Raw genomic sequence first — 24,219 nt, 5'->3', positions numbered from 1 at the left:
ACGCAGGGGCAGAAAAACTGCACAAGTACCCTTCACCCAAAAGCATGGTGTCCCTAGATTGCTTCCACGCGCTGACTCGCAACCTGGAGCTTAAGATGCTGGAACTGCTGGCCGATCCCAATGTGTGGATCGCCTTTGCCACGCTGACGGTCATGGAGATCGTGCTGGGCATCGATAATATAGTGTTCATCTCGGTGCTCGTTTCGCGCCTGCCGCGCGAACAGGCCGAATTTGCCCGCAAGCTGGGTATCGGCCTGGCGCTGGTGTTCCGCATTGTCCTGCTGTTCCTGATCAGCTGGATCGTGAGCCTCAAGGAGCCGCTGTTCAGCGCCTTCGGCCACGACTTCTCGTGGAAGGACATCATCCTGATCGCCGGCGGCGGTTTCCTGATCTACAAGGCTACCCACGAAATGCATGCGGCCATCGAGGACACGCATGAGGTTTCGCTCAAGGATGCCGCCAGCGCGACGCTGCAGGCGATCCTGGTGCAGATCGTGGTCATCGACATGGTCTTCTCGATCGACTCGATCATCACCGCCGTGGGCATGGTGCCGGCCGACCAGGTGTTTGTCATGGTCGCGGCGGTGCTGGTCGCTGTGGCCGTGATGTTCGTGGCCTCGGGCCCGATCGCAAAATTCGTGGCCGACCACCCGACCACGAAAATGCTGGCGCTGGCCTTCCTGCTGCTGATTGGCGTGACGCTCGTGGCCGATGGCCTCGGTTTCCACATTCCCAAGGGTTATATCTATTCGGCCATGGCCTTCTCGGTGCTGGTCGAGGCCGTCAACATCTTCGCCAAGAACCGCAAGCTCAAGGCGGGCGAGAAGATGCACAAGGCGGAGTTTACACCTTTTACCGGTGACACCGGTTCAGTGTCCTCCGCCGAGGCGATGGCGGCGCTCAGCGCCGGATACAGCGCGCCCGCCGCCTCCTCAAAGCCGGCACCAGCAGCCAGCAAGGCCGCCCCGGCGACCGCAAAGACGCGCGGCGGGGCACAGTCGCGGCCAAAGTCGGCGCCGCGCAAGCCGAAGGCTCCCAAATGACCAAAGTCGTCGCTATCAACGCCGTGGGAGGGCCTGAAGCCCTCTCTATCGAGGATTGGACGGTGGGTGAGCCGGGACCGGGTCAGGCGCGCGTCCGCCAGACGGCCATCGGCCTCAATTTCATCGATACATATCAGCGTTCCGGCCTCTATCCGATGCCACTTCCCTTCGTCGGGGGCAACGAAGCGGCCGGCGTGGTGACTGCAGTGGGCGAGGGGGTGACGGCAGTCAAGGTCGGCGACCGGGTCTGCTATCAGGGCATGGTCGGCGCCTATGCCGAAGAGCGCCTGGCATCGGTGGAGAAGCTGGTGCCCATCCCTGAAGGCGTGGATGATCAGACCGCGGCAGCGATCCTGCTCAAGGGGCTGACCGCCTACTACCTGCTGTTCAAGACATGGCCGGTGCAGGCCGGAGAGAGCATTCTCTGGCACGCCGCAGCTGGCGGCACCGGACAGATTGCAACGCAATGGGCGCGGGCCCTGGGGGCTACCGTGATCGGGACGGCAGGTGGACCGGACAAGGTACAGATCGCACTGGATCATGGCTGCCACCACGCCATCGACTACAAGGCCGAAGATTTTCCGACACTGGTGAAAGAGTTCACCGGGGGCCGAGGCGTCGACGTTGTTTATGACGGCGTTGGAAAAGCGACGTTTGAAGGTTCGCTGGACTGCCTCAGGCCGCGTGGGCTGCTGGCCAGCTTTGGCAATGCCTCCGGCGTGGTGAGCGTGCCCGATCTTGGAATACTGGCGCGCAAGGGCTCACTGTATGTGACGAGACCCACCGGTGCCCACTATTTCCCCAATCGCGAAAGCCTGCTCGAAGGCGCCAAGGCACTGTTCAATGCAGTCCAGTCAGGTGCGATCAGGATCGAGATCGGCCGAACCTTTTCGCTCGACGATGTGGCCGATGCCCATCGTGCGCTAGAGGCGCGGGAGACGACCGGCTCGGTGGTTCTGCTGCCATAGGGCCAGGAATTCACGCGTTTCGTCACCACGGGGCTCAATCGGGTGATCGATGCTTGCGGCAAGATGGATTGCCCGGCCAAGCCGGGCAAAGACGGCGTGGTGCCCAGGAGACCCTCGAACCGTCATGTGCCGAGATTGTGGGTGGCACTAGACACGTTTCTCGCGCGCCGCTAAAGGGGCGTGCAACGGGTAGGTGGCAGAGCGGTTGATTGCTCCGGTCTTGAAAACCGGCGAAGGTGAAAGCCTTCCGGGGGTTCGAATCCCTCCCTACCCGCCACCTTGTCGTCCTTGGACGTCGAGTGGCACGCCGCAGGGTGATCTCTCGGCGCTGCCTGGGAGCCTTGGGCTTGAGCGTGGCGCTGTCGTCAGGCTATGACGCACCGTACGCAATTCATCTGAAGAGGAATCTTCCATGAGCCGCAAGGAATTTGACGCTTCGCGCATGCGGCGCATGAAACGCGTGGCGGGCCGGCACGGGTTGACCATCCTCACCGCCGAGAAAATCAAGGTTCTCGGACAGGCGGGCGGGCATCAGGTGCGCGAGGACGAGACGTTCAAGATTGTCTACGGCGACATACCCAGGCCGTTCTCTGCCTCACTGGATGAAGTTGAGGAATGGCTCGAAAAGCTGGACGGCGAATCGGAGTAAGCGGCCAAATGGCGCTAATCCGGCGCAAGTTGTTGCCCGGCTTCCGGTTTCGGGAATATGCGACGATTTTGTAAAGGCGCGCGAAGCGTAAGCGAGCCTGACCTTCCCGGCAAGCGGACTTGTGATCCGTTACAGCCATATCCGTTATTCAACCGGTAACGGAATCGACGCACACTTGATCCTGTAGGCTCGTCTGGAGCCAGTCTGGTTCCAGACTATTGTGGTGCGGGCTTCTGCGGAAACCTCTCCTACTTCCGCATCCCGCTTCAGTGTGGAGGCGCGTTCCTCATGTTTACCTTGATCAACGCCGACGCCGAAGAAGACGACGCCGAAATCACCGACCCCCAGGAAATCGCTGAACTGTTTGCGGCCATAGCCGCCGTGGCTATCGAGGCCATCGGCGCAGGGCAGGCCCGCACGCTGTTTGAAGCGGTTGTCGAGCAGGAGGGTCGCGACCCCAACTGAACCAGCACACGGCCGCACCATTGCTCCTGCGCCGAATGGCGACTGTCCCGAACACATTCGGGCGCTGACGACTTGACGGACCGCGGTGTCTCCTGAAGCACTGCGTTCCGTCAGATCGGAGACACTGGATAGCTATGAGCGGAACCGATAGCGGCGCACGACGCCGCGCCGAAATCATGCCTTTGGGTGACGCAGCCCTTGTCGTCCGGTTCGACGAAGTCCTCAGCAACGAAGCCAATCTCGCAGCACTTGCGCTCGCCAAGCGGCTGGAGATCGAGCGACTGACCGGTGTCGTCGAGGTGGTTGCGAGCCTGGTTTCCGTATTGGTGCGCTACGAGCCATCTGCCATCTCGCTGCTCCGGCTGTCCGGCGAAATCGGGCTGTTGCTCGGGCCAGGCGATGGCGGCGCCGCGCCTCGAACTCATGACATTGCCGTGCGGTTTGACGGGCCAGACCTTGCCGAGGTGGCCGAAGCGCTGGGGCTGGGTGTGGACGACTTCGTGGCGCGGCACAATAAGGCGCCCTTGCGGGTGCTGACCACCGGATTTGCCCCGGGCTTTGTCTATTGCGGGTTGCACCACGAAGCACTGGTTCTGCCGCGCCGCACTGCGGTGCGACCGCGTGTTCCGGCCGGCAGCGTGCTTTTTGCGGCGGGGCAGACTGCGATTGCCGCAACCGATATTCCGACGGGTTGGCACGTGATCGGCACCACCGGCTTTCGCAACTTTCTTCCCGATCACGACCCCCCGACGGTGCTGCGGGCTGGTGATCTTGTACGCTTTGGAGCGATCCGATGACCGCCCGCATCCGCGTGCTGCGGGCAGGGCCTCTGGCGACTATTCAGGACAATGGCCGCGAGGGGCTGCTGACGCATGGGATCAGTGCTTCGGGGCCTATGGATCGGGGGGCGCACGCGCTGGCTGGTCGTCTGGCAGGGGCGAGTGGAGATGCCGGTATCGAGTTCACGCGGGCGGGGATCGATCTTGTGGTGGAGGCCGGTGAGCTGAATATGGGTTGGGCGGGCGGCGCCTTTTCCGTCTCCGTCAATGACGACGCCCTTGAGTGGCCCGGACAAGCGAGGTTGCGCACGGGTGATGCGATCTCAATTACACCGGGGCAAACGGGCAACTACGGCTATCTGCGCTTTGGTCCCCGTATCGATCTGCCAATGGTAATGGGGAGCCAGGCCACGAGCACGCGGGCTGGCCTCGGTGGGTTTGAAGGCCATGCTTTGAGTGCGGGTGATGCGCTGAACCTGTTGGGGGAGGGGCGTGCCACTGAGGCGGCTGTGGGATCGGAGCCGGGAGGCGGGCCGATCCGGTTCATCTGGGGCCTTCACGCAGAGCATTTCGCGTCGTCCTTGCGGAAGCGGTTCGTAACCGAGGCGTTTCGGATTGGTGCCTCGATGGATCGAATGGGAGTGCGTCTGGTAGATAGCGGGGCGGTGTTCGCGGGAGCAAGCATCCTGTCACTGGTCTCGGACCCGATCCTTGCCGGAGACATCCAGATCCTAGGGGACGGCACGCCGATCGTGCTGATGCGCGACCACCAGCCGACCGGGGGCTATCCGCGTATCGGCACGGTGATCACCGCCGACCTCGACCGGTTTTCGCAGATGCGACCCGGCGAGGCGGTTGCCTTTGAACCCGTAAGCGTGGAGCATGCTCAGCACCTGTTGCGGAGCAGCGTATGACCAGTATCGACCTTAATGCCGACCTGGGCGAGGGAATGGGAACCGACGATGACCTCCTGGCCATCGTATCGAGCGCCTCGATTGCCTGCGGTGGACATGCAGGCGATGCAGCCACGATCCGCCGCATCCTCAAGATCTGCAAGGCACGCGGCGTACGGGCGGGGGCGCATCCCGGATACAACGATCCCAAGCGTTTCGGCCGGTTCCGGCTGGTCATGCCGCTTGAACAATTGCTGGGGCAGATCCGCAGCCAGCTGTTCCTTGTGCGCCACATTGCCGACGAGGTTGAGGTGCCGCTCGCCTATGTGAAATTGCACGGCGCATTGGCCAATCAGACGGCCGAAGAACTTGCCTTTGCGGTCGGGATCTTCGCGTCCATTCAGGCCATGGACCCCAAAATGGCAGTGCTGGCGCTGGACAACAGCCAGCAGGTGCGTGCGGCCAAGGCGGTCGGTCTGCCGCTGATCCGGGAGGCCTATGCCGACCGTGCCTATACCAAAGAGGGTTTGCTGGTGCCGCGGGTGCAGCCGGGCGCCGTCATTCACGACCCCGAAACGGTGATTGAGCGTTGCCTGCGGCTGGCCAAGGCGGGCGAGATCGTGGCCGAGGATGGAACGGTTCTGAAGTCCTCGGCGCGGTCGATATGCCTGCATGGCGACACGCCAGGGGCCGTGGACCTGGCGCGGGAAGTGCGCGACGCTCTCGAGGGCGACGGGATAACGATCGCTCCGGCCGAACCGGAAGTCGAGACCGCAACGGAAATCTGAGCGAAAGACGGCTCCCTGGGTCCTTTGAAGGGGGGAGAGGTGAATTCGGCATTATGCCTTGAAGATCAAAGGACCCAGGTAGTTCGTTTGGCCGCGGGGCCGGTCAGATCGCCAGGTATTCCTGGCGGAGTTCGGCATTGTCGAGCACTTCCTTGGCGGTGCCGGCGAAGGCGACTTCACCGGTGTCGAGGATGACGGCGCGATCGGCGAGCTTGAGTGCGGCGACAGCGTTCTGCTCGACGATGATGGTGGTGATGCCCAGCGGCTTGATCGAGTGCAGGATGCGCTCGATTTCCTGGACGATGACCGGAGCGAGACCTTCATAGGGCTCGTCGAGTAGCAGGAGCTTGAGATCGCGGGCGAGGGCGCGGGCGATGGCCAGCATCTGCTGTTCACCACCCGAGAGGGTGACCCCTTCTTGCTTGCGGCGCTCGGCGAGGCGGGGAAAGCTCTCGTAGATCTGCTCGAGGCTCCAGCCATTTCCGGGCGACACCTTGGCGAGAGTAATGTTTTCCTCGACAGTCAGACCCTGAATGATGCGACGATCTTCGGGAACGAGCTGGATGCCCGAACGGGCAGCCTCGAAGCTCTTCATCTTGTGGATCGGCTGGTCATCAAGCCAGATTTCGCCCTGCCGCATCTGCGGATTGTCGACACGGGCAATGGTGCGCAGGGTCGAGGTCTTGCCCGCGCCATTGCGGCCGAGCAAGGCCAGGATTTCGCCCCTGCGGATGTCGAGAGAGACACCCTGCACGATATAGCTCTCGCCGTAATAGGCGTGCATGTCGCGCACCGAGAAGAAGGGACGCGTGGTTTCGACGGAGGCGGCGTGGGTGCCGGCGACGGCGGCTTCAGCTTGCATGGCAACGGCACTCATCAGTGAGTTCCCCCGAGATAGGCTTCCTGCACCTTGGGATTGCCGCGGACCTCGTCCGGGGTGCCGTCGGCGATGATGCGGCCCTGGGCGAGCACGGAAATCTTGTCGGCGAGCGAGAAAACGACATGCATGTCATGTTCGATGATGACCTTGGTCATGCCGCGGCTCTTGATCTTCTTGAGCAGCTCGATGGTGGTGTTGGTGTCGTGGCGGCTCATGCCGGCGGTGGGTTCGTCAAGCAGCAGCAGGCGCGGATGCTGGATGAGGCACATGGCCAACTCCATGCGGCGCTTGTCGCCACGCGAAAGGCTGCCTGCCTGCATGTCGCGCCGATTGAGCATGCCGACGTCCTCGAGCATGTGCTCGGCTTCCTGGCGGATGGCCGTTTCGCTGTCGAGCGAGCGCAGCATGTTGAGGGTGAACTTGCCGTCGCGCTTGGCGAAGGCGGGGATCATGACGTTGTGCAGCACCGATAGATCGGCAAAGATTTCCGGCGTCTGGAAGACCCGGGCAATGCCGAGCTGGTTGATTTCGTAGGGCTTGCGGCCGGTCAGGATCGCGCCATCGAACACGACCTGGCCGCTCGATGGGGGCAGCTTGCCGATGATGACATTGAGAAGGGTCGACTTGCCGGCGCCGTTGGGCCCGATGATGGCATGGGTCTGACCTTCTTCGACCGCAAGGTCGATGTCAGCCAGGGCATGCAGGCCTCCGAAGCGTTTGTGAACGTCCGCCACGTGCAGGACAATGTTGGGATTTGCCATTCTTGCTGTCCTTATTCTGCCGGCTGCGCCTGAGTGGACTTTGCCGAGGGCGTGCCCGAGCGGCGCACAGCGGAGGCGATGCGCCTGACGCCTTCCATGATGCCGCCAGGCAGGAAGATCACGATGACGACGAACAGGAGCCCGAGGGTCAGGTGCCAGCCGTCGCCCACGAATTTGCTGGTAACGGTGATTATGAAGGCATCAGCGCCATCGGGCAGGAAGTCCCAGAAGCGGGCGAGGATATTGTCGTTGAGGGCCGACAGGATGTTTTCAAAGTACTTGATGATCCAGGCGCCGATGACGGGGCCTACAAGGGTGCCGACGCCGCCGAGAATGGTCATTAGCACGACTTCGCCCGAGGCAGTCCACTGCATGCGCTCGGCGCCGGCCAGGGGGTCAGTAACGGCAAGCAGGGCACCGGCGAGGCCGGCATACATGCCCGAGATGACAAAGGCCGAGAGGGCATAGGGGCGGGTATTGAAGCCGGTGAACTGCATGCGGGTCTGGTTGGACTTGATCGACTTGAGCATCATGCCGAAGGGCGAGCCGGCAATGCGCTGGGCGAAGAAGAAGGCCAGGATCAGGAAGCCGGCGCAGAAGTAGAAGCCGGCATAGCCCGCGAGTTGCTGGCCGAAGAGGGTGGGCACCGGCTGGCCGACAAAGGTCTGGCCGATGGCGGCATCCAGCACGCGGGCGTCACCAAGGGTCAACTGCAGGCCGGTTTCGCCATTGGTGATCGGCGTGAGCACCGAATAGGCGAGGTTGTAGCTCATCTGGGCAAAGGCCAGGGTCAGGATCGAGAAATAGATGCCTGAGCGCCGCAGGCACAGGAAGCCGATGACGAGGGCGAAAAGGCCGGAGATCACTACGGCGAAGAGCATGGCCGGGATGGCATCGAGCGAGAGCAGCTTGAACGACCAGACCGCGGCGTAAGAACCGACGCCGAAGAAGGCAGCGTGGCCGAAGCTCAGGTAGCCGGTGAGGCCGAACAGGATGTTGAAGCCTACAGCGAAGATGCCGAAGATCATGAAGCGCTGCAGCAGGTCCGGGTAGCCAGCGCCGAAAGGCGCCAGCCAGATCGGCATGGCCAGGACCACGACGGTGAAGCCGAGGAAGAGGAAAAGATCGTTGCGGGACATGAACGTTGTGGGCATGTCAGCTCTCCATCACGCCGCGGCGGCCAAGCAGGCCACGGGGGCGAACGAGTAGAATGACGACGGCAACGAGATAGATGATGATCTGGTCGATGCCGGGGACGATGGCCTTTACCTGCGTCATCGAGGCGAAGGACTGGAGAATGCCGAGCAGGAATCCCGCGGCGACGGCGCCGGGCAGGGAGCCCATGCCACCCACCACCACGACCACGAAGGATAGGACGAGGAAGTCCATGCCCAGGTGATAGTTGGGCGGCAGCAGCGGCGTGTACATGACGCCCGCCATGCCAGCGACAACAGCGGCAAGCCCGAACATGATGGTGAAGCGCCTGTCGATATTGATGCCGAGCAGGCCCACGGTTTCGCGGTCAGCCATGCCGGCGCGGACGACCATGCCGAAGGTGGTGAACTGGAGGAAGGCGAAGACGCCACCGATCACCACTGCGGAGAAGAGGAAATAGATCAGGCGCCAGACCGGGTAGGTAATGACATTGGCTTGCATACCCAGCCAGGAGCCGATGTCGGCGGCGCCGCGCAAGTCGGTTGGCATGGGCTGAGGAATGGGGTTGGGTCCGAAGACGGACTTGATGACTTCCTGGGCGACAATGGCGAGGCCGAAGGTCACAAGGATCTGTTCGGCATGCGGGCGCTTGTAGAAGTGCTTGATGATGCCGCGCTCAAGCGCGATGCCGACCAGGAGCATGATCGGGATGGTGACGAGGATGGACAATGGTACGGAGTAGTTGACGAGAACCGCACCGAAATCGCCCAGCCACGCCTGGACCAGCGGCTCGCGGACTTCCAGGGGCGCGCCCCAGGGCGAGGTCTTGGTGGGGTCGATGGTGACCGTTTCCATGGTGAGGAACATGCGCACGGTGACGGCGCAGAAGGCGCCCAGCATGAACAACGCGCCATGGGCGAAATTGACGACCCCCAGCGTGCCGAACACCAGCGTGAGACCCAGGGCGATGAGCGCATAGGCGGCGCCTTTGTCGAGCCCATTGAGAAATTGCAGAAAGATGACTTCGAACATGGCGAGTTCCACGTTTTCGGCGCCAACCCCTCACCCGTCTCGGCCTTGGGCCGATCCACCCTCTCCCGCAGGGGGAGAGGGGGACTCGGTGGTCGTCGCACGCTCAGTGCTACCCTTCTCCCCTTGCGGGAGAAGGTGCCCCAAAGGGGCGGGTGAGGGGTAAGTCTACCCCTAGGCGCACATCGGGACCGGTTCCGCCGGGCCGAGGTCGCCGCCGAAGATCGACGGATCATAGGCTACGGTTTCGCGGTCGATTTCCTGCACCACGTTCAGCACGTCGTATTCGCTGGTGGGGGCGTCGTTGCCCTGCACCACGAGAACCGACTTGATGCACTGATGGTCTTCGGCGCGGTAAAGCGTCTTGCCGTTGCCCATGCCGTCGAACTCGTGACCTTCCAGAGCCTTGATGACTTCAGGCGGATAGAAGGTGCCGGCGCGCTCGCAGGCGTCTGCATAGAGCAGAGCCTGGACATAGGCAGTGTGGGCTGCCTGGGACGGCGGGGAGCCATAGGCAGCGCCGAACGACTTGGTGAAGGCGATCGAGCCAGCGTCCTGCAGGTTCCAGTGCCAGTTCGAAGTACCGAAGATACCCTTGACGCTTTCGCCGGCACCCTTGGCCATCAGCTCGGAGATGAGCGGGGTGACGATCTGGAAGTCCTTGCCGTTGGCCTGACGGTCACGCATGCCGAACTGCACGGCCTGGGTGAGCGAGTTCACCATGTCGAGGCCGTAGTGGTTGAGGATCAGCACGTCGGCGCCGGAATTGAGGATCGGCGTGAGGTACTGAGAATAGTCGGTGGCACCGAGCGGGGTGCGCACGGCAGCAACGGTTTCCCAGCCAAGGGCCTCGGTTGCGGCCTTGATGGACTCTTCCTGGGTCCAGCCCCAGGTGTAGTCGGCGGTCAGGTGGTAGGCGCGGCGATCATTGCCGTAGGACTGACCGAGCACCGGAGCAAGGCCGATACCCGACTGGTAGGCGTTGAAGAAGTGGCGGAAGCCGTAGCGGCGCTTGTCCTTGCCGGTCGTGTCGTTGGAATGGGTGAGGCCCGCCATGAAGATGACGCCCATTTCCTGGCAGAGGCCCTGCACGGCGATGGCTTCGCCCGAGGATGAGCCACCGGTGATCATGATCGCGCCGTCGCGCTCGATCATTCGGGTGGCGCCGGCGCGAGCCACGTCGGACTTGGTCTGGCTATCGGACGAAACGTAGACGACCTTCTTGCCCAGGATGCCGTTACCCTTGAGGGCGGACGGAGCCAGGACATTGAGAAGACCGCCGTCGCCTTCACCATTGAGGTGAGCGATGGCGAGTTCGTAGGCCTTCTGCTCGTCGGCGCCTTCTTCGGCATAGGTGCCGGTGAGGGGCAGATTGAGGCCGAAGGTAACGGTGTCTCCAGTGGGGTTGTTGCAGAACTCCTGAGCCCAGGCACCTTTGGTGAACATCATGGGCGCAACGCCCGAACCAATAATGCCGGCCATGCCGGTCTGCAGAACTCTGCGGCGGGAGAGCCCGCGCGTCAAAAGTGTCATCGATCTCCTCCTTATGGCGCGGGGCGACCGATACATTGCCGGGTGCTCACCGCTGGCCAAGTATTCGACGCATTGAAAATGACAGCAATAGGTCGTTGTAATCTCACAGAAAAATTGTAAATTGTTGATCTAGATAAGATAAGTATCTGTCAATTCGTTGACAAGGCGCATCCAGGGGAGGGGAAGCTCATGCGTGCACCGATCGGGTTCAGGATCAGCAACAGACGGAAATCCTTGAAGATTTCCCAGGCCGCCTTGGCGCGGCTGATCGGCATTTCGCCCAGTTATCTCAACCTCATCGAGAACAACAAACGCGACATCGGCGGGGCATTGTTGCAACGCGTGGCGCTGCATCTGGATATCGACATTGATGACCTGACGGGGCAGGCCGAGCAAAAGCTCCTGCAGGACCTGGAGGAGGCCTATGCCGATCCAATGGTCGAGTCGTTGCCATTCCAGCCGGATGAACGGCGGCAGATGGTTGCCCAGTATCCGGCCAGCGCTGCGGCCATGGCGCGTCTGCACAGGGCCTATGCGGGGGCGGTGGCCAATGCCGACGCCTATGCCGACCGGCTGCGCTCTGACCCCATGCTCGGCCAGATGTTGCACCAGATCCTGTCGGGCATCACGGCGGTGCGATCCAGTGCGGAAATTCTGGAGGACGTTCCGGATCTTGACGATGCCGAGCGGCAGAGATTCATCAGCGCCATTGGCCGCGAAGCCAAGGTGCTGGGCGATGTAGCGCGTAGCCTCATCGGCCAGTTCGAGAGCACCAGCCAGACTGCGGGTCGCATGTCGGCGCTGCGCGAAATCGATGACCTCATCATCGAGCACCGCAACTACTTTCCGGAGCTGGAGCAGGCCGCCGTGCACCTGCGCGCCGAGGTGGAGCAGCAGGGCCGGTTCGACCTTGCGACGCTGACGGAGACCCTTGAGCACAAATTCGGCGTGACGATCCGCGTCGGAGGGCGCCCTGATCTTGAGGATTTCCCCGGGCAGTACCGGTTTTCGCCGGAAAGCCGGACCATGTGGTTCCAGGGGACGACGACACAGGCAACGCGCTTGTTCCAGATGGCAAGGCTGCTGGGAGAGCTGTCGGCGCCTGACATCTTGCGTCAAACACTGGATGGGGCGGTTCTGTCGTCTCCTACGGCGCGGCGGCTGGCGGCTCGGGCGATGGGATCCTATCTCGCGGGGGCGATGGTCTTTCCGTATTCGCAATTCCTGGCCGCAGCCGAAGAGACTTCTTACGACATCGATCAATTGCGGCAGGCCTTCAATGGCAGTGTCGAGCAGGTGGCGCATCGGTTGGTGTCGTTGCGTCGCCCTGGCGAGGAAGGGATTCCCTTTGGCTTCCTCCGTTCGGACCCGGCGGGGCGCCTGACCAAGCACTTTCCGCTGCCGGGCCTGCTGCTGCCCAATGCCGGTCATGCCTGTCCGCTCTGGGCCATCTATGGGGCATTTCGCCAGCCGGACACGTTGCTGCGGCAAGTGGTGCGCTTCTCGGACGGATCGCGCTATCTGTTCCTCGCGCGGACCCTGCAGCATCGCCCGAATTCCTACCGCGACCAGCCTACGGTGATTTCGGTGATGCTGGCCTGCGACGTTCTGCATGCTGACCGGACGATCTATGGTGCGGGGCTGAACCTGTCAGACCAGAGTGCCGATGTACCGGTGGGGCCGAGCTGTCGGCTGTGCCCCAGACGGGACTGTTCCGCACGGCAAGAGGAGATGCTGGGACCGGGCGGGCAGCGCTCGGTGACGCGCCTGCCGCTGATCCCGCATGAATTCGGCCTTGGCGAAAACGGCTGATTGGGATTTAGTGTGGGAATTCGCGGAGGGGAGACCGCGGATTTCTGGGGGGAATTTTGGCTGTCGATATTCTGATTGCCGAAGATGAGCCGAGCATTCTGGAGTCGCTGGACTTCATCCTGCGCCGCGCGGGATGGAGCATCGATTCAGCGACCGATGGCGAGGCCGCGCTGGAAAAGGTGCGACGAAGTCGTCCGCGCGTGCTGGTGCTCGATGTGATGTTGCCGCGGCGCAGCGGCTTTGACGTGCTCAAGCAATTGCGCGCCGACGGCGACACCAAGGACCTGCCGGTGTTGATACTGACGGCCAAGGGGCAACAGCAGGACCGGCGCATAGCTGAGGAGCTGGGCGCGGACGGGTTTGTCACAAAACCCTATTCCAATGCCGAAGTGGTTGGAGCAGTGCGGCAACTGCTGGGTGAAGATGGCGGACCGGCGTAGGGTCGTTGGCGGCATGCTGGTGCTGACCCTGGGCGGCTTCCTGTTGCTGGTGCCGCCGCTGGTGCAGCTATTCAACCACCAGGTACGCTTCCTGGGTGTCCCGCAAATCGTGGTCTACCTCTTTGGGGTCTGGCTGGCGCTGATCCTGGGTACAGTGGCGTTGACACGGCACCTTGAGCCCGACCGGATCGAGCCGCAAAACGAGGGCGAAGGCTGATGTTGTCGGCCGATTTCGTCATCGCCACGTCCATCGCCTATGTGGGCCTGCTGTTCTTGCTGGCCTATCTCGGGGACCGCAGGGCACGCCGGAACAAGCAGAGCTGGTTGCATTCGCCGGCGGTCTACACGTTGTCGATCTCGGTTTATTGTACGAGCTGGACCTTCTACGGCGCCGTCGGCAATGCGGCGCGCAGCGGGCTTGAATTTCTCACCATCTATCTGGGACCGACGCTGGTCTTCGTTGGCTGGTATTTTCTGTTGCGACGCCTGGTGCGCATCAGTCACCTGCACCGCATCACGTCCGTGGCGGACCTGTTGTCGTCGCGGTTTGGCAAGTCGAGCCGGTTGGGCGTTCTGGTCACCTGCATCGCCGTGGTGGGCATCGCGCCCTATATAGCCCTGCAGCTCAAGGCCGTGACGTCGTCCATCCAGGCTGTGGCAGGCGCGTCGGAATTCGGGCGCGGAAGCCTGACGGGTATTGACGATGTCGGCCTGGCGCTCGGCGTGGCGGCGGCCATGGCGCTGTTCACAATTCTCTTCGGTACGCGCCACGTCGACGCCAAGGAGCAGCACCATGGCGTGGTGGCGGCCATCGCCTTCGAGGCCGTGGTGAAGCTGGCCGCGCTCGTCGCGGTGGGTGTTTTCGTCGTCTATATCGGTGGCGGGCTCGATGCGATCTTCACGCGTGCGGCCGAGGTGGGGGTAGAAGTCGATACGTCGGTGGCTTTTGACAGTCGCTGGATCACGACGCTGGTGCTGTCCATCGCTGCCATTGTCTGCCTGCCGCGACAGTTCCAGGTGACGGTCGTTGAAAACTCCGATGAGAACCATCTCCGCGTCGCCGGCTGGGCCTTTCCGGCCTACATGATGCTGATGAGCATCTTCATCCTGCCCATCGCCGTCTATGGGCTGACAGTGATGCCGGCGGGATCAAATCCGGACATGTTCGCGCTGACCCTGCCGCTGGCCGCCGGGCAGAACGGGCTGGCGCTCTTTGCCTTCATTGGCGGGTTTTCTTCGGCGACCTCGATGATCATCCTCGAATCCATCGCGCTGTCGATCATGGTCTCGAACCACATCATCATGCCGTTGGTGCTGCGTTTCAGCACGTCGGAGCTGTCGGCGGACGGGCAGGGCGTCAGCCGCCTGCTGCTGGTGGCGCGGCGGTTTTCAATCGTCCTGATCCTGTCGCTTGGGTTCTTCTATTTCTTCTTCACGCGCGATTCCGATGCGCTGGCGCCCATCGGCCTCATTTCGTTCACGGCCATAGCGCAGTTCTTCCCGGCGCTGCTGGCCGCCATTTTCTGGCGCGACGCGTCGCTGAAGGCGGTGACTGCGGCCATCCTTACCGGGTTCGTTGTCTGGGCATGGTGTTGCTTCCTCCCCTCGTTCGAGTCCGTGTCGGAATCGGTAGCGATACTGTTGCGGGTTGGACCTTGGGGCATAAGCTGGCTGCGGCCGGAGGCGATGTTCGGGCTTGAGGGTTGGGACCCGCTGACGCATGCGGCGTTCTGGAGCCTTTCCACCAATATTGTCATCCTGACAATCGGGTCGCTGCTGACCAATCCGTCGGCTCTGGAACGCATCCAGGCGACAGCCTTTGTCGATGTGTTCAGTCGCCGTGGGCTGCCACAGGGCAATTTCGTACGCGGCTCGGCAACGGCCAATGACCTGTTCTTCGTGGCAGAGCGCGTGCTGGGCGAACGACGGGCGGCTGCCCTGTTCGAGACGGCAGCACGGGAGCGCGGCGTCGACCCTGCCGTGCTAGAGCCAACCCCGGACTTCATCGCCCGGCTAGAGCGCGAATTGGCTGGTTCCATCGGTGCGGCTTCTGCGCATGTCATGCTGTCCAAGGTGGTGGCGGGCGGTGACGTGTCGCTCGAAGAAATGATGCAGATGGCCGACGAGACGCAGCAGGCCATCGAATATTCGCAGGAACTGGAGCGAACCTCGGCTGAGCTTCGGCTGACGGCGCGCAAGCTCGAGGACGCCAATTCGCAATTGCGCGAACTGGACAGTCAGAAGGATGAATTCCTGAGCCAGGTGAGCCACGAAGTGCGCACCCCGATGACGTCGATCCGGTCCTTCTCGGAAATCCTGATGGAGCCGGGCGAACTCAATGACAGCCAGCGGCAGCGTTTCATTTCAACCATTCACCAGGAAAGCCTGCGTCTGACCAAGCTGCTGGACGAAATCCTCGACCTGAGTGCTCTGGAGAGGGGTGAGCGCAGCTGGCGCAATGTGCCTGTCGATGCGGAGGCGGCGCTTGATCGAGCCGTAGCCGTGTGTGACGCGCTGCTGCGGCAGAAAGGCATGCGGGTGGAGTTCGGCGAGCGGGCGCAAACCACAATGGTGGAGGGCGACGGCGACCGGCTATGCCAGGTGTTCATCAACCTCATCTCCAATGCAGTGAAGTACAACGACGCGGGAGACCCCGTTGTGCAGATCAAGTCGGCGGTTCGCTCGGGCCATTTCGTGGTCGAGGTAGCCGACAATGGTCCAGGCATATCCAAGACCGACCGCAAGCTGATTTTCGAAAAGTTCTGGCGCGGCGTCGAAGGTGGAGGGGACCAGGGCGGGGCTGGTCTTGGGCTCGCAATCAGCCGGCAGATCGTGGCGCGGATGAACGGGTCGCTGGACCTCGTTCAGGGCCCGCTCCCAGGGGCATGCTTCCGGGTGCGGTTGCCTGTGGTCAAGCAGGTCATCCCGGCCTAGTCGATTCCTTCGTCGGGAATATTGAGCAGGTGGCCGCAGGCCTTGCAGTGGACTGCGTCGTGGTCGTGCCGCTCCAGGCCGCATTGCGGACACGGAAAATGCGCCTTGGCCGGCCGGAAGATCAGCTGGGCGAGGCGCACGAAGAGCGAGACGCCGAAGATCATCACGACGATGGAAATGAGTTTTCCATAGGTGCCGGGCAGCACGATGTCGCCATAGCCCGTCGTGGTCATGGTGGTGACCGTGTAGTAGAGCGCGTCGACATAACCGGCTATGCCGGCGTCCCGGTTGACGAAGGCCGTGAAGACGAATCCGGATACGACGAAGATAAAGACCAGCAGGTTGATGACGGCCTGGATGGTTTCGCGATGCTCGGCGAGGCCGTATTTTTTCAGCGGCCGCCAGACGAGGCTGCTGCGGCTCAGGGTCCACAGGCGCAGGATACGCAGGAAACCCAGATTGACCAGCCAGGTCGGCGCCAGGAGGGTGATCAGGATGAAGATATCGATGATGACCGGAAACTGCCTGACCCAAAGCAGCGGGTGATTGGAGGCGAGGCATCGTGCCGCCAGATCCAGTGCCAGAAGCGCGGCGATCGAATAGTCGATCCAAAGGAAGATCGGATCGTCGCGCAGGATCGGCGTGGCGATGAAGAAGACGATGATGGCCAGGTCCACAATCAGGATGATGGTCTGGAAACGCAGGGCCGCCGTGGTCTGACCATGGTAGAGGATGCGCAAGGTCGTGCGCAGCTGGACAAGCCAATCCGGCTGCCGCGCATCGACGGGATTGTCTGGCTGCTTGCCGATGTCTGCCACCCCTGTTCACCCCTCCCGAAGGCCCTTCGCGTCGGCATGGAATGGATGCCGGGCGGTCAGGGACAAAACTGACAGCGCGGTCACCGGTTCCGTATCTGGGGTGATGGCGTCGGCGTTTGCGTAGGCGGCGTGGTCGTGCCATTGGCGGTCGTGCTGCCAGATGTGTCGTTCGATTGCCGCACTGACGGCGCCATGCAGGCCTGGGCACCATTGACGCGGAATTCCGGCAGGAAGGACGCCTGAATATTGGGAAGCGGAAATCTTGCTGCCGCTGGCGGATGCTCTTCGTCGGGCCAGGTGAAAAGATCGGCCAGGCCGCCACCGGTGACTGCGATGTCGCAACGGCTCTCAAGATCGACGCAGACGCCGCCCTGGCATTGGGTGAGGGCACCTTCGAAGAGCATTGTGTAGGTCTGTCCGCCGCCAACGGTGAGGTCGAACTTGGTGCCGCGCACCGCAATGGACGCGGTGGGCGTATTGATCGAATACGCCGATTTCGGGCTGTTGCCGGAAATGAAACGGAAGGTTCCGGCCAGTGCATTGACGGCAAATCGGTCCGCGCCTGAGCCATTGAGTAAGTAAGTCTCGATGACAAGGGTGCTTCCGGGACCCACGACGAGGCGAGTCTGATCGTTAAAGAGCAGTTGCGCGGTGCCACGGGGGCCGGTGGTAACGCTGTCGCCCACCGAAACATCTGCGCCGACGACGAGGATTTGCTCAATGGCACCGCTCTTTGACGATGCATCCGGCTTGACGCCCACAGCTACTCCTTCGCCAGCGGCGAAGGCTGGCGCGAGCAAGATAAGCGAAGCAATGGCGGCGAGGGCGGTGTGGTTCATCATGATGAATACCATGCAACATCGCCGCTGAACCGGAACTGAACCGGAAGGGCACGTGTCTATTCTAGCAGATGCAGCGCGGCAACGAAAAGACGGGGGAGTTTGACCGCATGGCATGGGCAATAGACGTCGCCCGGTTGCCGCAGCGAGCGCGGCGCGGTATGTGCAGCACAAACAAGGCCGACAGCGTCGGCAAGAGGACCTCATGAAGCTCGCCTTCGTCATTCCCGCCTACAATGAAGAAAAGCTGATCGGCACGTGCCTGGAATCGGTACTGGCGGAAATCAAGCGATCCGGCGCTGATGCCGACGTGATTGTTGTCAACAATGCTTCAAAGGACCGCACTGGCGAAATCGCGCGCGGCTTTGAAGGTGTAAGGGTCGTCGATGAGCCCAAAAAGGGTCTGGTCAATGCCCGCGATGCCGGGTTTGCCGCCAGTGAGGGCTACGATCTCGTGGCCAATATCGATAGCGATACGATCGTGCCCGAAGGCTGGCTCGACACCGTGTTCAGCGAGTTCGCCAGGGACGACAAGCTGGTCTGTCTCAGCGGCCCCTACATCTACTACGACATGGCCTGGTATAACCGTGCCCTGATCGGCATGTTCTATGGCTTGACCTATCTCATCTACCTGCTCAACCGCTTTGTGCTGCGGGTCGGTTCTGTCGTCCAGGGCGGCAATTTCGTGTTCAAGCGCGATGCGTGGGCCGCGGTAGGCGGCTATGACCGCAGCATCGATTTCTTCGGCGAAGACACGGACGTCGCCGTTCGACTGTCCAAGGTGGGCGGGGTCAAGTGGACCTTTGCCCTCAAGATGAAGACCTCGGGACGCCGGCTCGAGAGCGAGGGTGTGTTCAAGACGGCAGGGACCTACACACTCAACTTCTTCTGGGTGACCTTCAAGGGCAAGCCCATGACCAAGGAATACAACGACATCCGCAAGGAGTGAGGCGGCACCCGGTTCGGGCTGGCGCCACGGACAGGTTAGGCTAAAGTCGGCATCAGCCACATGTCGTGGCCGGAGTCTGCCGGCCGATGAGCATTACCGCGCAGCTACCGCCCATTGCCCTGGCTCAGGCCAGCGCTGGCCTGCGCGCATTGGCGCAGGCATCCGGCCAGACGGTCGAGGCGCGGGTGCTCGCCCAGAATGCCAATGGCACGACGCAGGTCCAGATCGGCCGACAAGTGCTAAGCCTGATGCTGCCGCAGCCGCACCCGGCGGGAACCACGCTCACCCTTTCAGTGCAGCAGGCCGATGGCCAGTTGCGGCTGGCACTGATCGAAGTCCGCCCTCCGGGATTGCCGTCCGCAGGGATGCCCAATATGACCACGGCACCGGCGACCTCAGTCCAGCTTTCGGCCGCGGCTCTGGCGAGTTCGGCCGCGAGCCCGGCTATCAGTCCGGGGGCTATGCCGGGCGGATCCCCGGTCAGTCCCGCGCCGGGCGTGACCGGTCAGGTTCCGCCGACGACATCTCCGGGCACTGGTGCGATTGCCTCTGGTGTCTCAGGGGAGCCCGGCGCAGGGGTACGGGGCATTCCCGCTGCTCCCTTTGTTGGCCCGGCCCCGCTGTATCAACCGAGCATCGGCCCATCTGCCAAGGCGAGCATTTCCCCGGGGGTGCCGACGTCGTCTGCTTCCGCATCTGTCTTGACGCCTCCGGTAGCAACAGCGTTACCGCTCCAGGGCGGAAACGCGGCGCTGACGGCTGCGTTTCCGCCGCCAACTGTCGGGTCTCCCCCCACAGGCCCAGTTAGTGCGCAGGCCGGGACGAGTGCGCCTCTGGGTGCGCACGCACCGGTAGCGGACCCGGTGACCGCTGCGGTAACGCCTGCTCCCACAGGCGCGCGCGTCGCTGTGCCTTATGTGGTGGCTGCGCCCGCCGTTGCTCCTGTGCTGTTGACCGGGCTCGCGAGTTCGGCGGCAACAGCGCTGCCGCCGGTGGGACAAGCTGTTTCAGCAGGCACTGTGGGGCAACATGCGCCTTCGCCCAATATGCCGGGCACCAGTGCGGCATCAGGGGCACCGGCGCAGATACCGCCGCAGGTGACACAACCCTCGAGTCCGCAGGCGGCCCTGGCACAAATGGTGCAGCAGGCCCTGCCGCGACAGGACAGTATTTTCGGGCTGACGACCGCCCTGACCTCCATCGCCGGCAAGGTGGCCCTGCCAGAGCCGGTCGCCAAGGCCGCCCAGCAGGTGCTTGCGGCGCGGGTGCCTCTCGACGGGGTCAAACTGAGCGGCGCGTTGATCAGGACGGCGATTCAGCAATCGGGCATTTTTCAGGAGGCCGCCCTGGCGGGGGGGCAGGCCAGGGATGGAGACCTCAAAAGCGCGCTACTCACCCTCAGGCAGGGATTGGGTACCTGGCTGGGTAATCAGTCGCCCGTGGCGCAGGTCGGGAGCGTGCCCCCGCCAATAAGAGGGCAGGTGCCGCGGGCCAGGGCTGGCGAGGGGCTGCCCATGGATCAGCCTGATGACCCGGCCGAAGTTGGAAAGCTGCTGCTCGAGCGGACGGATGCTGCCCTTTCGCGGCTTCGACTGCATCAGAATGCTTCGCTGCCGGACCCCAATCCGATGCGGCAGGATGCGCAGTGGAGCATGGACCTGCCGGTCATCGTCGCGGGCCAACAGCAGATTTTGCAGATGCAGATTCAACGCGATGCGGACCAGGAGACCGAGCGAACCGAAGAGCGTAGCTGGCAGGTTCGATTTGCCATCAATCTCGCCGAGCGAGGCGAAGTTGGGGCGCAGATCTCGCTGCGGGCGAAAAATACCAGCGTGCTGCTCTGGGCCGACCAGGAAGCAACGGCCGTGTCTATGGCCATAGCGGTGGAAGAATTGCGTGGGGAACTGGCCGAGGTGGGTCTCGTGCCGGGGGCCATCGTGGTGCGGGCAGGCGCGCCGTCGGAGCAGCCTGCGCAGCCACCGGGACAGGTCGGGCATGTAGTGGATGCAACGCGATGAGTGACGACGAAATCCGTGAACGCGCACTGGCGGTAGCGCTACACTATGAAAAGGGCTCGAAAGAAGCACCGCGGGTGATCGCCAAGGGCAGGGGGCTGGTGGCCGAGCGCATCATCGCCCTGGCGGAGGAGAATGGCGTGGTGATCGAGGCCAATCCGCTGCTTGCAGAGGCATTGAGCGGGGTTGAGCTGGACGACACAATTCCCCTCGAACTCTATGACGCGATCGCTGTTGTGATCGGCTATGTGCTGAGGCAAACACGCCGCTGAACCTTGTCCTGGGGGGTGTCGGCTCCCATGTCTTCTTTACGGACAAGGGAGATTGTCATGCTCAGACCAGAAGACGAACGCGCCATCAATGACCTATTCGAGCGCTTGCGACGCGTCGAGGGAAACAGCGAACCGCGCGACGTGGATGCCGAAGCGCTGATCCGGCAAAGGCTTTCTGAAAATCCGGCAGCGGCCTACTACATGGCGCAGGCTGTCGTGGCGCAAGAGGCGGCGCTGCGCCAGCAGCAGGCCCGGATTGCCGAACTCGAGAAACAGGCAGAGCGCCGTGGCTCGGGTTTCCTGGGCAGCATTTTTGGCGACGATCCGCCACCGCCGCGCGAACCTATGCCACGCGAACCGCAGCGCCGTCCTGGTCCATGGGACCGCCAGGATGGCGGCGGCTTTCTGGCCGGGGCGGCGCAAACTGCACTTGGCGTGGCCGGCGGCGTGATGCTGGGTTCGGCAATCGCCGGCATGTTTGCGACTCCGGCTGCGGCTGAAGAGGCGCCGGTCGAACCGCAAGCCGATGACCCCATGGATGATGGTGGGGGCGACTGGGGTGGTGACTTCGATATTGGCGGCGACTTCTAGGCGTCAGCGTACAGTGCGCTTCTCGTAGAATTCGTTGCCACCGGCTTCGAGCACGTAGAACATGTTGTTGTAGGGGAAGCGCAGGCCGGCCGTGTGGAAATGCTGCGCATTCTGCACGCCCGGATGACGCGAGCCTCGCAGTACTTGGTCGGCAACCTGGGAAGCGAGGACCGCGCCGCTATCGGTCATCGGGCGGCTGAGTACGCCCTGCGCAAACTGGTTCTTCTGGCCGACGACGCCGCAGACGGTCTTTGGATAGCGCGGGTCATTGTAGCGGTTCATCACCACAGTGCCGACCGCAAGCATTCCTTCCGCGCTGGAGCGGTTGGACTCGAAGTACATCGCGCGCATCATGCATTCTTTTTCGCTCATCTGGTTCATGGCGAAATTGATGCCCATGAAGCTGCATCCGCCGAGGCTCGAGGCGACGATGGCGAGAGCCGCAACGCGGAGGAGCGTGGATCGAATGGCGCGCATGGAAATACTCCGGACTGTGGCGGAAAGGCCGCTTGATCCGAAAATGCGCGCTCAGGCTTAAGGAAAGCCTCAGCCGGTTGGTGAATAGTTTGTTAGCGGCGGCGCATGAGCCGAGCGAGCAACAGGCCGGTGCCAACGACGGCGATCAGAGGCAGCGGGTCGCGCTTTACCATCCGGGCACTTCGCGCCGCTTGTGTCCCGGCCATTTCCGCAAGATGCGCCGTCTGGCGCGCGGCGTCGTGGCTCAGCCCACCCAATTGCGTTCCCCACTCATGCGCATTGTGACCAAGATGGCTGGAGACATCCCGCCCAAGCCTCGCAATATCGCGGCGCACAAGGTGCAACTGGTCCGCAAGAGTAGCGGGTCGGCGCTGCTGCAGGCCAAGTTGGGCGAGGATTGTATCGAGGGACATAGGACGCTCCCGGGGGTTCCATTGAACAGACGGACAGGCATTGCGCATAAACGAGATATATGGCCGCGCGGTTCCGTCCCCTTGACCTACCCCTTGCGGCATTCCATCTAGATCGCATGGAGGGCGCCTATGAGTAAAAGCGCAGACCGGCTCAACAGGCTGTTTGATCGACTGGAACGGAGCGTTCCGGGTCTTGCTGCCGGCTGGCTGGCCCGTGTGCGCCGCCCCGAGGCCCGCTGGGTGCGCATCCCACTCGGCATCCTGCTCGTGCTCGGCGGTATTTTCAGTTTTCTGCCGGTGCTCGGCATCTGGATGTTGCCACTGGGGCTGCTGCTGCTGGCGATCGACCTCATTTTCCTGCAGAGCCCGGTCAACATGGCCATCCTGCGTGGCGGCCGCTGGTGGACACGCTGGCAACGATCGCGCCGCGACAAGAAGCGGGCTCGCGAGCAGCAGAAGTAGTCAGGCCAAGACGCTGTAATGGTCCTCGACCAGGTCGACGGCCGCCGCCAGCCTTTCATCGATAATGTGCAGATATTGGGTCCAGTCGGCCATCTGGGTGAGTTCGGCCTTGCCGTCGGAAATGCCGCGCAGCGCCAGTAGCGGCACGCCGAAAGTCTGGCATGCTCGCCGCACCGCGAAGGTCTCCATGTCCACCATATCCTCGGCAATGCCATCGTAGGCGGTGCCCGAGACGATATTGGCCCCAGTGGACAATGTCGCCGGGTTCAGGCCGGGCACCAGCGGGGCTAGCGGCAGCGTCGCCGGCAGGCCGAGGAAGGGCGTGATGCCCTTGGGGAAGCCGATCGGGCTGGCATCCATGTCGCGATATGACACTGAAACGGCCTGGTAGACGCTACATTGGTCCAGCCGGGACGAGCCCGCAGAGCCGAGGGACACGACGAGGCTGGGCAAGTCATCCTGCCTTGCGGCGAGCGCACGCGTGGTATTGATCGCAGCCTCGACCGGACCAACCCCGATCATCACCGGCTGGATACGGGCGCGCAGATGGGGGCCGAATTCGGCGTCGGCGGCCATGACATACAGGATCGACATGGGGTGACCCTAGCATTCGTGATCACCGGGCCAACAGGTATTTTCAATTCGGTAACCAGCCGGGTCCTAGGGTAGGACTTGCCGCGGCAGAAGGCGCGCGGCCCAGGGTCCGCAAGAAATGCGTTTTGCAGTCATCAGGGATAGTCGCGAGTGGAGCGAGCCGCAGGCTCGTTCATCTGGTCTGGGCCATGTGGTCGACACTGTCGAGGTCGAAAACGAGGCGCGCCGGCGCAAGAGCCTGCTCAAGCTCGATGAGTGGCAGCTGCGCCAGTTCGTGACCGACCGGCCGGTGCCGGAGCATGTGACGCAGATGTGCCGCCAGATCGACCTTGCCGCCGCAGCGCTGGCAAGGCTGTCGCCCATACCAGCCGACTATGCTGACGATCTTTACTGGCCGCGCATGTGGTAGGTGCGACCAGCCGGCAGGGCCGCCTCAGGCGGCCTTTTTTGCGCGGGGCGCGCGCTTGCGCGGTGACTTGATGGATTTGGCTGCCTCGGCAGCAAGTTCGCTGACCGCCTTGAACCAGTAGGCCTGATCCTGTCCTTCGGGACGGCCATCGGCCTCCCACAAAGCATAAGCACGACGCTGGATATCTTCGTTCATCATGGGGCTCCAGGAAGGTGGCCGGTCCAGCCTGCGCCCTTATGGTTGCGGTAGTG

General features: G+C 62.8%; 28 protein-coding genes and 1 tRNA gene. 18 read left to right on the top strand and 11 right to left on the bottom strand.

Going from position 1 to position 24,219, the window contains the following annotated elements; genetic code table 11:
* The first annotated feature begins 95 nt into the window (after nucleotides 1–95).
* The 8 genes from MQW79_RS03535 to MQW79_RS03500 all read left to right on the top strand — a co-directional run bounded on the left by MQW79_RS03535 (nucleotide 96) and on the right by MQW79_RS03500 (nucleotide 5,585).
* On the top strand, nucleotides 96–1,043 hold the full coding sequence (locus MQW79_RS03535; RefSeq protein WP_476586872.1) for a TerC family protein: 948 nt from the start codon (nucleotides 96–98) through the stop codon (nucleotides 1,041–1,043).
* Nucleotides 1,040–2,011, top strand: coding sequence for a quinone oxidoreductase family protein (locus tag MQW79_RS03530; RefSeq protein WP_476586871.1), 972 nt, complete (start codon nucleotides 1,040–1,042; stop codon nucleotides 2,009–2,011). Before MQW79_RS03535 ends, MQW79_RS03530 begins: the two co-directional genes overlap by 4 nt.
* A gap of 187 nt (nucleotides 2,012–2,198) precedes the next feature.
* Nucleotides 2,199–2,288, top strand: a tRNA-Ser gene (locus MQW79_RS03525).
* A gap of 135 nt (nucleotides 2,289–2,423) precedes the next feature.
* Entirely contained in the window at nucleotides 2,424–2,660 is a 237-nt protein-coding gene (locus MQW79_RS03520) for a hypothetical protein (protein ID WP_476586870.1), read from the top strand.
* Between the two features lie 288 nt (nucleotides 2,661–2,948).
* Nucleotides 2,949–3,125, top strand: a complete 177-nt coding sequence (locus MQW79_RS03515; protein ID WP_170926370.1) for a hypothetical protein — start codon at nucleotides 2,949–2,951, stop codon at nucleotides 3,123–3,125.
* 134 nt (nucleotides 3,126–3,259) lie between these two features.
* Entirely contained in the window at nucleotides 3,260–3,922 is a 663-nt protein-coding gene (locus MQW79_RS03510) for a 5-oxoprolinase subunit B family protein (protein ID WP_476586869.1), read from the top strand.
* Nucleotides 3,919–4,818, top strand: a complete 900-nt coding sequence (locus MQW79_RS03505) for a 5-oxoprolinase subunit C family protein (protein WP_476586867.1) — start codon at nucleotides 3,919–3,921, stop codon at nucleotides 4,816–4,818. Before MQW79_RS03510 ends, MQW79_RS03505 begins: the two co-directional genes overlap by 4 nt.
* Complete coding sequence (locus MQW79_RS03500) at nucleotides 4,815–5,585, top strand: LamB/YcsF family protein (RefSeq protein WP_476586866.1); 771 nt, start codon at nucleotides 4,815–4,817, stop codon at nucleotides 5,583–5,585. The genes MQW79_RS03505 and MQW79_RS03500 overlap by 4 nt, the downstream gene beginning before the upstream one ends.
* A gap of 103 nt (nucleotides 5,586–5,688) precedes the next feature.
* On the opposite strand, the gene MQW79_RS03495 is transcribed toward MQW79_RS03500, so the two are convergent.
* The 5 genes from MQW79_RS03495 to MQW79_RS03475 form a co-directional block, all read right to left on the bottom strand.
* Nucleotides 5,689–6,447, bottom strand: a complete 759-nt coding sequence (locus MQW79_RS03495) for an ABC transporter ATP-binding protein (protein WP_476588178.1) — start codon at nucleotides 6,445–6,447, stop codon at nucleotides 5,689–5,691.
* 14 nt (nucleotides 6,448–6,461) lie between these two features.
* A complete protein-coding gene (locus tag MQW79_RS03490; RefSeq protein ID WP_476586865.1) occupies nucleotides 6,462–7,226 on the bottom strand; it encodes an ABC transporter ATP-binding protein in 765 nt (254 codons plus the stop codon).
* A gap of 11 nt (nucleotides 7,227–7,237) precedes the next feature.
* Entirely contained in the window at nucleotides 7,238–8,380 is a 1,143-nt protein-coding gene (locus MQW79_RS03485; protein WP_476586864.1) for a branched-chain amino acid ABC transporter permease, read from the bottom strand.
* A 1-nt stretch (nucleotide 8,381) separates the two neighbouring features.
* Nucleotides 8,382–9,413 (bottom strand): branched-chain amino acid ABC transporter permease, encoded by a 1,032-nt coding sequence (locus tag MQW79_RS03480; protein WP_476586862.1) that lies wholly within the window; start codon nucleotides 9,411–9,413, stop codon nucleotides 8,382–8,384.
* 171 nt (nucleotides 9,414–9,584) lie between these two features.
* Nucleotides 9,585–10,943, bottom strand: coding sequence for a substrate-binding protein (locus MQW79_RS03475; protein WP_476586861.1), 1,359 nt, complete (start codon nucleotides 10,941–10,943; stop codon nucleotides 9,585–9,587).
* A gap of 189 nt (nucleotides 10,944–11,132) precedes the next feature.
* On the opposite strand from MQW79_RS03475, the gene MQW79_RS03470 reads away from it, so the two are divergent.
* From MQW79_RS03470 to MQW79_RS03455, 4 genes are read left to right on the top strand one after another with little or no spacing between them, the layout of a single operon-like run.
* Nucleotides 11,133–12,755, top strand: a complete 1,623-nt coding sequence (locus MQW79_RS03470; protein WP_476586860.1) for a helix-turn-helix domain-containing protein — start codon at nucleotides 11,133–11,135, stop codon at nucleotides 12,753–12,755.
* A 56-nt stretch (nucleotides 12,756–12,811) separates the two neighbouring features.
* A complete protein-coding gene (locus MQW79_RS03465; protein ID WP_476586859.1) occupies nucleotides 12,812–13,195 on the top strand; it encodes a response regulator transcription factor in 384 nt (127 codons plus the stop codon).
* Between the two features lie 13 nt (nucleotides 13,196–13,208).
* Entirely contained in the window at nucleotides 13,209–13,412 is a 204-nt protein-coding gene (locus MQW79_RS03460; protein ID WP_476586858.1) for a hypothetical protein, read from the top strand.
* Entirely contained in the window at nucleotides 13,412–16,129 is a 2,718-nt protein-coding gene (locus tag MQW79_RS03455) for an ATP-binding protein (protein WP_476586857.1), read from the top strand. Before MQW79_RS03460 ends, MQW79_RS03455 begins: the two co-directional genes overlap by 1 nt.
* On the opposite strand, the gene MQW79_RS03450 is transcribed toward MQW79_RS03455, so the two are convergent.
* Both MQW79_RS03450 and MQW79_RS03445 read right to left on the bottom strand, forming a co-directional pair.
* Nucleotides 16,126–16,947, bottom strand: coding sequence for an ion channel (locus MQW79_RS03450; protein WP_476586856.1), 822 nt, complete (start codon nucleotides 16,945–16,947; stop codon nucleotides 16,126–16,128). The genes MQW79_RS03455 and MQW79_RS03450 overlap by 4 nt on opposite strands.
* Nucleotides 16,948–17,027: 80 nt before the next feature.
* Nucleotides 17,028–17,801 (bottom strand): FecR family protein, encoded by a 774-nt coding sequence (locus MQW79_RS03445; protein ID WP_476586855.1) that lies wholly within the window; start codon nucleotides 17,799–17,801, stop codon nucleotides 17,028–17,030.
* A 190-nt stretch (nucleotides 17,802–17,991) separates the two neighbouring features.
* On the opposite strand from MQW79_RS03445, the gene MQW79_RS03440 reads away from it, so the two are divergent.
* The 4 genes from MQW79_RS03440 to MQW79_RS03425 all read left to right on the top strand — a co-directional run bounded on the left by MQW79_RS03440 (nucleotide 17,992) and on the right by MQW79_RS03425 (nucleotide 21,613).
* On the top strand, nucleotides 17,992–18,735 hold the full coding sequence (locus MQW79_RS03440; protein ID WP_476586854.1) for a glycosyltransferase family 2 protein: 744 nt from the start codon (nucleotides 17,992–17,994) through the stop codon (nucleotides 18,733–18,735).
* An 86-nt stretch (nucleotides 18,736–18,821) separates the two neighbouring features.
* On the top strand, nucleotides 18,822–20,753 hold the full coding sequence (gene fliK / locus MQW79_RS03435) for a flagellar hook-length control protein FliK (protein ID WP_476586853.1): 1,932 nt from the start codon (nucleotides 18,822–18,824) through the stop codon (nucleotides 20,751–20,753).
* A complete protein-coding gene (locus tag MQW79_RS03430; RefSeq protein ID WP_476586851.1) occupies nucleotides 20,750–21,022 on the top strand; it encodes an EscU/YscU/HrcU family type III secretion system export apparatus switch protein in 273 nt (90 codons plus the stop codon). Before fliK ends, MQW79_RS03430 begins: the two co-directional genes overlap by 4 nt.
* Before the next feature lie 57 nt (nucleotides 21,023–21,079).
* A complete protein-coding gene (locus tag MQW79_RS03425; protein WP_476586850.1) occupies nucleotides 21,080–21,613 on the top strand; it encodes a DUF2076 domain-containing protein in 534 nt (177 codons plus the stop codon).
* 3 nt (nucleotides 21,614–21,616) lie between these two features.
* Here MQW79_RS03425 and MQW79_RS03420 read toward each other — a convergent pair whose 3' ends face one another.
* Nucleotides 21,617–22,090 carry a cell wall hydrolase gene (locus MQW79_RS03420; protein WP_476586848.1) on the bottom strand — a complete coding sequence of 158 codons (474 nt, stop codon included), beginning with the start codon at nucleotides 22,088–22,090 and terminating at the stop codon, nucleotides 21,617–21,619.
* 92 nt (nucleotides 22,091–22,182) lie between these two features.
* On the bottom strand, nucleotides 22,183–22,503 hold the full coding sequence (locus MQW79_RS03415) for a hypothetical protein (RefSeq protein ID WP_476586847.1): 321 nt from the start codon (nucleotides 22,501–22,503) through the stop codon (nucleotides 22,183–22,185).
* A 129-nt stretch (nucleotides 22,504–22,632) separates the two neighbouring features.
* Here MQW79_RS03415 and MQW79_RS03410 point away from each other — a divergent pair, with 129 nt between their 5' ends.
* Complete coding sequence (locus MQW79_RS03410) at nucleotides 22,633–22,965, top strand: hypothetical protein (RefSeq protein WP_476586846.1); 333 nt, start codon at nucleotides 22,633–22,635, stop codon at nucleotides 22,963–22,965.
* Here MQW79_RS03410 and MQW79_RS03405 read toward each other — a convergent pair whose 3' ends face one another.
* Nucleotides 22,966–23,559, bottom strand: a complete 594-nt coding sequence (locus MQW79_RS03405; RefSeq protein ID WP_476586845.1) for a 5'-methylthioadenosine/S-adenosylhomocysteine nucleosidase — start codon at nucleotides 23,557–23,559, stop codon at nucleotides 22,966–22,968.
* A 118-nt stretch (nucleotides 23,560–23,677) separates the two neighbouring features.
* Between MQW79_RS03405 and MQW79_RS03400 the strand changes: the two genes are divergently transcribed.
* Complete coding sequence (locus MQW79_RS03400) at nucleotides 23,678–23,968, top strand: hypothetical protein (RefSeq protein WP_476586843.1); 291 nt, start codon at nucleotides 23,678–23,680, stop codon at nucleotides 23,966–23,968.
* A gap of 24 nt (nucleotides 23,969–23,992) precedes the next feature.
* On the opposite strand, the gene MQW79_RS03395 is transcribed toward MQW79_RS03400, so the two are convergent.
* Nucleotides 23,993–24,163, bottom strand: coding sequence for a DUF2934 domain-containing protein (locus MQW79_RS03395; protein WP_476586842.1), 171 nt, complete (start codon nucleotides 24,161–24,163; stop codon nucleotides 23,993–23,995).
* Nucleotides 24,164–24,219 lie beyond the last annotated feature (56 nt).

It is taken from the genome of Devosia sp. Micro-HW1, assembly GCF_056341075.1.
The sequence above is the reverse complement of the archived record's forward strand: the minus strand, read 5'-3'. Positions and strand labels throughout refer to the sequence as shown.

Bases quoted from the DNA above. Each gene is read 5' to 3' on its own strand.
- MQW79_RS03535 (WP_476586872.1), top strand. From the start codon at position 96: ATGCTGGAACTGCTGGCCGATCCCAATGTGTGGATCGCCTTTGCCACG.
- MQW79_RS03530 (WP_476586871.1), top strand. From the start codon at position 1,040: ATGACCAAAGTCGTCGCTATCAACGCCGTGGGAGGGCCTGAAGCCCTC.
- MQW79_RS03520 (WP_476586870.1), top strand. From the start codon at position 2,424: ATGAGCCGCAAGGAATTTGACGCTTCGCGCATGCGGCGCATGAAACGC.
- MQW79_RS03515 (WP_170926370.1), top strand. From the start codon at position 2,949: ATGTTTACCTTGATCAACGCCGACGCCGAAGAAGACGACGCCGAAATC.
- MQW79_RS03510 (WP_476586869.1), top strand. From the start codon at position 3,260: ATGAGCGGAACCGATAGCGGCGCACGACGCCGCGCCGAAATCATGCCT.
- MQW79_RS03505 (WP_476586867.1), top strand. From the start codon at position 3,919: ATGACCGCCCGCATCCGCGTGCTGCGGGCAGGGCCTCTGGCGACTATT.
- MQW79_RS03500 (WP_476586866.1), top strand. From the start codon at position 4,815: ATGACCAGTATCGACCTTAATGCCGACCTGGGCGAGGGAATGGGAACC.
- MQW79_RS03495 (WP_476588178.1), bottom strand. From the start codon at position 6,447: ATGCAAGCTGAAGCCGCCGTCGCCGGCACCCACGCCGCCTCCGTCGAA.
- MQW79_RS03490 (WP_476586865.1), bottom strand. From the start codon at position 7,226: ATGGCAAATCCCAACATTGTCCTGCACGTGGCGGACGTTCACAAACGC.
- MQW79_RS03485 (WP_476586864.1), bottom strand. From the start codon at position 8,380: ATGCCCACAACGTTCATGTCCCGCAACGATCTTTTCCTCTTCCTCGGC.
- MQW79_RS03480 (WP_476586862.1), bottom strand. From the start codon at position 9,413: ATGTTCGAAGTCATCTTTCTGCAATTTCTCAATGGGCTCGACAAAGGC.
- MQW79_RS03475 (WP_476586861.1), bottom strand. From the start codon at position 10,943: ATGACACTTTTGACGCGCGGGCTCTCCCGCCGCAGAGTTCTGCAGACC.
- MQW79_RS03470 (WP_476586860.1), top strand. From the start codon at position 11,133: ATGCGTGCACCGATCGGGTTCAGGATCAGCAACAGACGGAAATCCTTG.
- MQW79_RS03460 (WP_476586858.1), top strand. From the start codon at position 13,209: ATGCTGGTGCTGACCCTGGGCGGCTTCCTGTTGCTGGTGCCGCCGCTG.
- MQW79_RS03455 (WP_476586857.1), top strand. From the start codon at position 13,412: ATGTTGTCGGCCGATTTCGTCATCGCCACGTCCATCGCCTATGTGGGC.
- MQW79_RS03445 (WP_476586855.1), bottom strand. From the start codon at position 17,801: ATGGTATTCATCATGATGAACCACACCGCCCTCGCCGCCATTGCTTCG.
- MQW79_RS03440 (WP_476586854.1), top strand. From the start codon at position 17,992: ATGAAGCTCGCCTTCGTCATTCCCGCCTACAATGAAGAAAAGCTGATC.
- fliK (WP_476586853.1), top strand. From the start codon at position 18,822: ATGAGCATTACCGCGCAGCTACCGCCCATTGCCCTGGCTCAGGCCAGC.
- MQW79_RS03430 (WP_476586851.1), top strand. From the start codon at position 20,750: ATGAGTGACGACGAAATCCGTGAACGCGCACTGGCGGTAGCGCTACAC.
- MQW79_RS03425 (WP_476586850.1), top strand. From the start codon at position 21,080: ATGCTCAGACCAGAAGACGAACGCGCCATCAATGACCTATTCGAGCGC.
- MQW79_RS03420 (WP_476586848.1), bottom strand. From the start codon at position 22,090: ATGCGCGCCATTCGATCCACGCTCCTCCGCGTTGCGGCTCTCGCCATC.
- MQW79_RS03415 (WP_476586847.1), bottom strand. From the start codon at position 22,503: ATGTCCCTCGATACAATCCTCGCCCAACTTGGCCTGCAGCAGCGCCGA.
- MQW79_RS03410 (WP_476586846.1), top strand. From the start codon at position 22,633: ATGAGTAAAAGCGCAGACCGGCTCAACAGGCTGTTTGATCGACTGGAA.
- MQW79_RS03405 (WP_476586845.1), bottom strand. From the start codon at position 23,559: ATGTCGATCCTGTATGTCATGGCCGCCGACGCCGAATTCGGCCCCCAT.
- MQW79_RS03400 (WP_476586843.1), top strand. From the start codon at position 23,678: ATGCGTTTTGCAGTCATCAGGGATAGTCGCGAGTGGAGCGAGCCGCAG.
- MQW79_RS03395 (WP_476586842.1), bottom strand. From the start codon at position 24,163: ATGAACGAAGATATCCAGCGTCGTGCTTATGCTTTGTGGGAGGCCGAT.